The following is a 7,112-nucleotide window of genomic DNA, read 5'->3' on the forward strand; positions in this document are numbered from 1 at the left end:
CTGCAGGCCCCCGGGCAGTCTCCCAGCCTGAGTCATTGGATTGCGCCGCCACTCGTCAGTTTGGGCGCTACGACATTGAACCATGTTCGCGTTCCTTCCCACGGCTCAGTCGTCACGTATGTCAAGCGCAATAACTGGCTGCGAGGCTACGCGTGCCGCGGCAAATCGCTTTGCCGTCGGCGGCAGCGCCGGAGAGGCGAGGATCAAATGCAGTACGGGCAGTGAGTGTCTCAATCCGGTGTGCGAACGGACTGCCTTCGACGTCTCACGACTGGTCGCGCGAGGAAATCACTCACGTAGTGCCTGGTTGCCCGGCCCAGGATGGCGAAACGAGGCATGGCCGGGATTCGCTAACAATCCTCCGCATTTCTATCTAAACTGATCTGTTTTGGCATGATGGTGGTCGGTTGTCCGGTCCACCCGACACCAGCCCAGTTCGTCAGGACCCGGTCAGTTCAGTGTCAGCCGGGAAAGATTCCACATCAGTGTCTTGCGAATCCCGCTCTCGAAGCTCTCTTGGGGCAGCCAACCGAACTCATTGATGATCTTCCGCGCGTCGATCGCGTAGCGCCAGTCGTGCCCGGGTCGATCGGTCACGAACTCGACAAGCCTCGCATGCGGTGCTCGATCCGGCCGGTGCTCGTCCATCAGTGCGCAAATCAGCCGCACGATGGCGACGTTCTTCCATTCGTTGCAGCCGCCGACGTTGTACGTCTCGCCTATGGCGCCGCGGCGGACTACTGTGTCGATCGCGCGGCAATGATCGTCGACGAACAGCCAGTCACGGATGTTGGAGCCGTCGCCGTACACCGGGATGCGCGTGCCTTCGATACAACTGCGGATCACCGTTGGGACGAATTTTTCGTCGTGCTGAAGCGGCCCGTAGTTGTTCGAGCAGTTGGTCGTCGTGACGGGCAATCCATACGTGTGCCAGTAGGCGCGCACCAGATGGTCGGAGCCGGCCTTGCTTGCCGAATATGGCGAATTGGGCGCATAACGGGTCGTTTCGGAGAACGGTGGATCGTTGGGCCCGAGCGAGCCGTACACCTCGTCGGTGCCGATGTGATGGAAGCGTCTTTGTGCTCGCATGGTGGCGGCGTCAAGACGCTGCTCGGCGAACCAGTACTGCCGCGCGGCTTCGAGCAGGGTCGCGGTGCCGACGACGTTGGTGCGGACGAACTCGCCCGGGCTGGCGATCGAGCGGTCTACGTGGCTCTCGGCTGCGAAATGGACGATCGTGTCGATCGCATGCTCGCGCAGCAGTGCGTCGACAAGCTGCCGGCAGCAGATGTCGCCGACAACGAGCCGGTGCCGGTCCTCGTCCGGCAGGTCGGCAAGATTGTCGATCCTGCCGGCGTAAGTCAGCAGATCGAGCGTGACGATCTCCACATGTGGATCGGTCGCCAGCAGGTAGCGGACGAAATTGGCGCCGATGAAGCCGGCGCCGCCGGTGACGAGCACATGCTGGGGACGATGGTTCATGAAGTTCGCTTCCAAGTGTCGAGAATTTCGCTCAAACCCGCCATCCACGGCGGGGCTTCGATGCCGAGGTGCTCGCGCAGTCGCGTGCAGTCGAGCGACGAATTGGCGGGCCGCGGCGCCGGCAGTGGATACGCGGAGGTCAGGATCGGCTGGACGAGCGGCGTGCGCGCGAGAAGCCCGGCACGGTGCGCGGCGGCGAAGATCGTTTCCGCGAAGCCATGCCAGGTCGTGACGGGCGTGCCGCACAAATGGTAGGTGTCGCAAGGAAGCGGCTCGCCTGCGCGGTAGCGCGCCGCGATCGACAGCAAGGCCTCGGCGATCGCGCCGGCATGGGTCGGGCCACCGTACTGATCGGCAACGACGCGCACCACGTCGCGCTCGCCGCCTATGCGTAGCATGGTGCGCACGAAGTTGCCGCCGTGCGCGCCGAATACCCATGCGACCCGCACGATCAGGTGCCGGTTCGGCAGATACTCGCGCACCGCCTGTTCGCCGGCGAAGGAGAGGCGACCGCTCGTTCTTATGGTTCGGTCAAAATCACAATCAAAAGCAGATCGAAACCAAAGATCGAGTTGCGGTGGTGAAGATATTCCGTAGCGAGACTACGTGCCCTCAGGCCTGCAGGTGACAGACAAAGTGGCTAGTGACGCAGCAGTCGGAACCTGGGCATTACCCGTCTCCTTCACAGTTTCTCGCCCCGACAGGTGGAAATGCGTGAACCGGGAAGATATGTTGCACATCTTCAGCGACGCGCGCCAAACAGATTTCGCAGCACCGACAGCATGCCCACGGGAACGAGACGGGAGTGGGCATGGTTCGCGATGCTTGCATGGCTGTGCGAGTTCGAAAATTCAATCAGAGAGAAAGGCTTCATGGCTATCTCCGTGCAAATCTCAAGCACATAAATGAGATAGCACGGGAATAACATTTTGCATTGTATCGAACCAGTCAGAAATGATGCTGGTACCAGGAATTTCGACTGCGGCAGGAATCGTGTGACAACTTCACTGTTCGGCACAGCCATGAACGTGCCCTATCCGCACCTCGCCGCACGCCTGTTCAATACGCAGCTCTCGCGCCAACAGTTCGATGAAATAGGCGAGCAATGGGTTGGCCACTGTCGATACGGGCAGCCCTATCTGGTCAGACAATCGCGCGCGGAAATCAGTGCATGTGAAAGACTGCGAACGAAAAATTCGTACCAGTCTCACTATGTTGCCGCGGCTGTCTGATTTCGCGGGGTCACCGATATCCGGACAATTGGAGCCAGTACGAAATCTCGTGTTTCGTTCACCAAGGTCACCCGAATTAGCCGAATCGATCCTTTAAACGATGAGCATTGCTTCATTGTTTTCTGAGTCTGGATTGCGGTTCAGGTGTTGCACCACATACTTCAATCTAACCGGTTACGATCATGACTCGAAACGATTTTCCTGACGTACAGGCTGCCGCGCCCCTCACCAACGGGGACGGCCTCTCCGGTTTGCGGCTCCGCCCCCTGTCATGGCTGGTTTCGTCGCTGCTGGTCGTGCTCGCCTTGCCGGCGAGTGCCATTGCGGGCGCTCAAACGAAGTCTGATCTGGCGCTGGCGAGCGATGCAGCAACTGCAAGCAGATCGACTCCGGTCGAGACTAAACAGCCGTCGACCCCGGGTAGCCATGCTCCTCCGGTGACGTTCTCACAGTGGCTCGAAACGCAACCGTCCGGTCGCGAGGGAGGGCCTCCGGTGGATTCCGCCACGCTGCGGCGTATCTTCCTGAGCGCCGTCGAGGAAGCGGAGAAGCGCAGTCCCGAAGTCGGGCAGGCGTATGCCGCCTACGAAGCCGCGAAATCAGACGTCGACGAAGCGAAGGGCTTGCGGTGGCCGCAAGTCGACATCGGTTCGCAGACACAGGGTGTGCAATTTGGTCCCGGTAATCGAAATGGCTCCAACAACGGGAACGTAGTGACGGCGAACGTCACGACAACGGTGTACGACTGGGGGCGCACAAAGAACACAATCGGAAGTCGTGAACAACTCTCGGATGCCGCGCTCAGTAGTTATGTAGCGGCCCGCAATCAGAATGCGTTCGAGGTGACGAGCACGCTCGTTGAACTGGGCAAGCAGCGCACGATCGTTGACGTGAGCCAGCAATTTGTTGAGCGTATGGCCACGCTCGTGAAGATGCTCAGCGAAATTGTGGCTGTCGACCGTGGTCGCGGCAGCGAACTCACGCAGGCAAAGGCGCGTCTGCTGCAGGCTGAAGCTGCGCGCGATTCAGCGCAAGCGAAGGCACGTGATGCGGAACTGGCGTTGCAAAAGCTGCTGGGCGAAAGCGTACCGCCGATTCCGCACGCGCGCGACTGGCCGCTCCAACCGGGCAATCTGCCGCAACTCCTGGAGCGGGTGAATGCTCATCCGAGCTTGCATCAGATTCAGTCCGAGGCAAATGCGGCCGACCTGAATGCCAAAGTGGTGAAAGCGTCGGGCCTGCCGTCGGTGAATTGGGTTGTCAGTGCGAATGCCGGAATCGGAGGCACGGGCGCGGGACAACGTGCGCCATGGCAAACCATGTTGACGCTCAACTGGGCGGCATTCCGCGGCGGTTCGACGCAGGCGGCGACGGCTGCGGCAGGGTACCGGGCACAGGCTTCGTGGCAGCGCCTCGACCAGCAGCGGCGTGACCTCGAGTATGGCATTCGCACCGCGGATCAGGATGCGCACACCATGCTCAGCCGCGCGGAGCAGTACAAACGCCTCTCCGCTGAAACCGATCAGGTGCGCAAGGCCTTCTTCGAACAGTGGTACCACCTGGGCAAACGAACCCTGCTTGATGTGCTCCTTGCGGAGAACGATCACTACGGCAACAGCGTGAGCGAAGTGACGAACCGGTTCGATGGCTACGCGGCGGTACTGCGGGAGCACGCATCTGCGGGTTCGCTGGTTGACTGGCTGGAGACCGGGCGCTCCAGCGGTTAGGTGTTGCGGATCAGAGCCGCATCGGATACAGGGCTTCGCGATGGGCTGCCTTCCTTTCTGGATGGCGGCCCTTTTTGCGTCTGGCGCACAGAGACGAGAAACATCGGACAACTGCCTGTTTAGCCCTTACGCAATCGTGCATAGGCACCGCTGCTCGCGATTCCCGTGCCGGGAAATGCCTCGTTCCTGTCTCGTCCAAATTCGAACTCGTCATATTTCGTTTTATTGCTCACCCATCAAGAATGGAGGTAGAGCAGCACTCTTGCGACTGCCATGTCGCCATTTTCTATCTATACGCTGGCCAGGTGGACCAGCATACGCACCCAAAGAGGCACTACCATGAGTACCAGTTCAGTGAAGCTGGCCGTTGTCGACGGCAGCACCATCAAGCAGACTGTTGAATTGCGCGGGTCCGCGCAAGGCGCTGCCGTTCGTGTAAGCGCCATCAAAGGTGGCAAATTCATTCTGGCCGAGAGCAAGACCGGCCACGGCCCCGAAAACATTACCGTGCGACGCTCCGGCAAGAATCTTCTGGTCAGCCTGGAAGGGGCGGAGCTCGACCAGCCGCAACTGATCATTGAGGACTTCTACGGCAATGAAGGCGAGCTGGTCGGCCTGGGTGAAGACGGGTCGTATCACGAATATATCGCTGCGGACGGCGAGGATGATCATGAGGCCGCTTTTCTTGTGGATGGCGCGGACTCGCCTCTGGTTCTGGGTGCGGCGCAACTGAACGGTTTCGGCGCGAATCTCGTCGCCGCGCCGGGTGTCGGTCTGGTGGGCTTCGGCCTCCTGGGCCTGGGTGCGCTTGCCGCGCTGGGTGCGGGGATTGCCGCCGCGAGCGGTGGTGGTAATGGCGGCAGCGCTCCTGCTGTAGTGGATGAACAGACGCCGCCGGGTGCAGTTGACGACGATGCGGATGCGGATGCTGACGCCGATGCCGATGCCGATGCCGATGCGGATGCCGATGCCGATGCGGACGCTGACGCTGACGCTGACGCGGATGCGGACGCTGACGCGGATGCGGACGCTGACGCGGATGCGGACGCTGACGCGGATGCGGATGCGGATGCGGATGCGGATGCTGATGCTGATGCCGACGCGGATGCGGATGCGGATGCGGATGCTGATGCTGACGCGGATGCCGATGCTGACGCTGACGCTGACGCCGATGCTGATGCTGATGCTGACGCCGATGCTGACGCGGACGCCGATGCGGATGCTGACGCGGATGCCGATGCTGACGCTGACGCTGACGCGGATGCCGATGCCGATGCCGATGCCGATGCCGATGCCGATGCGGACGCTGATGCGGACGCGGATGCGGATGCGGACGCGGATGCGGATGCGGATGCGGATGCTGATGCGGATGCGGATGCTGACGCCGATGCGGATGCGGATGCGGATGCTGACGCCGATGCGGACGCTGATGCCGACGCTGATGCCGACGCGGACGCGGATGCTGATGCTGATGCTGATGCGGATGCTGATGCTGATGCGGATGCGGATGCGGATGCGGATGCGGATGCCGACGCTGATGCCGACGCGGACGCGGACGCGGATGCTGATGCTGATGCTGATGCTGATGCGGATGCGGATGCGGATGCGGATGCGGATGCGGATGCGGATGCGGACGCGGACGCGGACGCGGATGCGGATGCTGACGCGGATGCGGATGCCGATGCGGACGCCGACGCTGATGCCGACGCGGACGCGGACGCGGATGCGGATGCCGATGCCGATGCGGATGCGGATGCGGATGCAGATTCCGATGCGGACGCGGACGCGGACGCGGATGCTGACGCGGACGCCGATGCGGATGCCGATGCTGACGCGGATGCGGACGCTGACGCGGATGCGGACGCTGACGCGGATGCGGACGCTGACGCGGATGCGGATGCGGATGCGGATGCTGATGCCGACGCGGATGCGGATGCGGATGCGGATGCTGACGCGGATGCCGATGCTGACGCTGACGCTGACGCGGATGCGGATGCGGATGCCGATGCTGATGCTGACGCCGATGCTGACGCGGACGCCGATGCGGATGCTGACGCGGATGCCGATGCTGACGCTGACGCGGATGCCGATGCCGATGCGGACGCTGATGCGGACGCGGATGCGGATGCGGATGCGGATGCGGATGCGGATGCGGATGCGGATGCGGATGCGGATGCGGATGCGGATGCGGACGCGGACGCGGATGCGGATGCTGACGCGGATGCGGATGCGGACGCGGATGCGGATGCGGATGCTGACGCGGATGCGGATGCGGATGCTGACGCGGATGCGGATGCGGATGCGGATGCCGACGCTGATGCCGACGCGGACGCGGATGCGGATGCCGATGCCGATGCGGATGCGGATGCGGATGCGGATGCAGATTCCGATGCGGACGCGGACGCGGATGCTGACGCGGACGCCGATGCGGATGCCGATGCTGACGCGGATGCGGACGCTGACGCGGATGCGGATGCGGATGCTGATGCGGATGCGGATGCGGATGCCGATGCCGATGCGGACGCGGATGCGGATGCTGATGCTGACGCGGATGCTGACGCGGATGCTGACGCGGATGCGGATGCGGATGCGGATGCGGATGCAGATTCCGATGCGGACGCGGACGCGGATGCTGACGCGGACGCCGATGCGGATGCCGATGCTGACGCGA

The 7,112-nt window shown here is 62.3% G+C and carries 5 protein-coding genes; 2 read left to right on the top strand and 3 right to left on the bottom strand.

The features are described 5' to 3' along the window. Window positions 1-450: 450 nt before the first annotated feature. Together rfbB and HDG39_RS32915 are read right to left on the bottom strand one after the other, a co-directional pair. Window positions 451-1,482: a dTDP-glucose 4,6-dehydratase gene (gene rfbB, locus HDG39_RS32910; RefSeq protein WP_184012236.1), complete on the bottom strand. Its 1,032-nt coding sequence runs from the start codon at window positions 1,480-1,482 to the stop codon at window positions 451-453. Then, the gene (locus HDG39_RS32915) at window positions 1,479-1,964 is read right to left on the bottom strand and encodes an SDR family oxidoreductase (RefSeq protein WP_311667975.1); all 486 of its coding nucleotides are present in this window, start codon (window positions 1,962-1,964) and stop codon (window positions 1,479-1,481) included. Before HDG39_RS32915 ends, rfbB begins: the two co-directional genes overlap by 4 nt. A 513-nt stretch (window positions 1,965-2,477) precedes the next feature. Here HDG39_RS32915 and HDG39_RS32920 point away from each other — a divergent pair. Next, window positions 2,478-2,714: a hypothetical protein gene (locus HDG39_RS32920; protein WP_184012238.1), complete on the top strand. Its 237-nt coding sequence runs from the start codon at window positions 2,478-2,480 to the stop codon at window positions 2,712-2,714. Window positions 2,715-2,896: 182 nt separating this feature from the next. Next, complete coding sequence (locus HDG39_RS32925) at window positions 2,897-4,441, top strand: TolC family protein (protein WP_221305955.1); 1,545 nt, start codon at window positions 2,897-2,899, stop codon at window positions 4,439-4,441. A gap of 351 nt (window positions 4,442-4,792) precedes the next feature. On the opposite strand, the gene HDG39_RS35745 is transcribed toward HDG39_RS32925, so the two are convergent. Then, on the bottom strand, window positions 4,793-7,112 hold a 2,320-nt coding region (locus tag HDG39_RS35745), incomplete at its 5' end, for a hypothetical protein (protein WP_184012240.1).

The sequence above is a fragment of the Paraburkholderia lebeckiae genome (assembly GCF_014201005.1).
Lineage (GTDB): Bacteria > Pseudomonadota > Gammaproteobacteria > Burkholderiales > Burkholderiaceae > Paraburkholderia > Paraburkholderia tuberum.

Coding starts and splice junctions, on each gene's coding strand:
- rfbB (WP_184012236.1), bottom strand. CDS start 1,482: ATGAACCATCGTCCCCAGCATGTGCTCGTCACCGGCGGCGCCGGCTTC.
- HDG39_RS32925 (WP_221305955.1), top strand. CDS start 2,897: ATGACTCGAAACGATTTTCCTGACGTACAGGCTGCCGCGCCCCTCACC.